Source organism: Stenotrophomonas sp. 05L44_2 (genome assembly GCF_056665995.1).
Genome location: NZ_JBFTNR010000955.1, coordinates 1 through 1258, shown reverse-complemented (window position 1 = coordinate 1258; position 1258 = coordinate 1). Strand labels below are relative to the sequence as shown.

The following is a 1258-nucleotide window of genomic DNA, read 5'->3' as shown; positions in this document are numbered from 1 at the left end:
ATGAACAGATGCGGCTTGTCGATGCCGCCCTTGCCGCCGAACAGCGTACGCAGCGATTGCCGGCTGAAGTTGGAGCGGGCCAGCCACAGCGCGTAACCGGCGGTGAAGTTCGCCGCCAGTGGCACCTGTTCGCCGTGCAGTTCCACCACCGCCACCTGGTAGGGGTCGTGGATCTCCAGTTCCGGCTCGTCGTCGTGCAGCACTTCCCACAGGTTGTTGCCGGAAAAACGCAACAGCACGGTCATCGACGGCGACGGCATCTCGCTCCAGTCGCGCTCGGCCGTCGTTGCGGTACCAGCGGCGGCGGCCGCCAGGCCGGTGCTGGCCGGGTCTGCCATCACCGCCACCAGTTCGGCGCCGAAGCCATCGCGGCGATGCACGCTGCGCAGGGTGCCGGTGAAGGACATCGATGCGGCCGGTACCAGTTCCAGCGGCTCGCGGGTGTCCGCTGCCGGGCCATCGTCGGCAGGCGCCAGTACGAAGGTCCAGCGTCCCAGCTGGAACCGCCCGTTGTCGTTGCGCACCTGCTTGCTCGAATAGGCTTCGAACAGCAGCACGGCTGACTCCTGCACGGCCAGGTTGTAGTAGTCGCGCACCTGGGTCTGGCGGTCTTCGAAACCACGCTGGTTGGCGGTGCGTTCGGTGAAGAACAGATATGCATAGGATTGCCGCGCGATCTGCATCCACGCATCCAGGCGCGGCTGGAAGGTCGGGTCAGGCGGGGCGGTCGCGGCCTTGCTGCGGGCCACCGACGCCGACTCGCGCTTCGGCGCCGGCATCGTCATCGCGTACTGCACCCACAGTTCGGCCAGCGCCGAGCGCTTGTCTTCCTCGCGGACGACGATGCTGCCCTCCATCGCCTCGATGCAGGGCAGGCCGGGCTTGGCACAGGCGCCCTCGTCCAGGCCGGCCACGCGCAGGGTCTCCATGGTGGCCGCGCTGAGCTTGCCGCTGGTGAGAATGTCACCGCGCTTGAGCGCGATGTACTGTCCTGGCGTGACCGTGCCCACCTGCACCGATGGGCCGAACTGGCGCAGCGTCGCGCACCCGCTCAGGGCGAGCAGGGCAACGAGGACGAAGGTGGTGCGGATGACGCCGATGCCTGTTCTTTCCATGTGAACTCCCTGCGCTGGCGCCACTCTAGCGGCAGGCGTGTCAACGCGGAAGCAGGCCTGCGGCAGCGTCGGACCGTGCCCGGCGAACCCCGCCTGTCAGCCGGTCTCCCCGCAGATCATCCTTCGATCAGGCAGGTCACCGC

General features: G+C 67.8%; 1 pseudogene. It reads right to left on the bottom strand.

What is annotated here, in order from left to right:
* Positions 1–1115, bottom strand: a pseudogene (locus AC1VAN_RS22285) (alpha/beta hydrolase); the annotation flags it as partial.
* Positions 1116–1258: the final 143 nt, after the last annotated feature.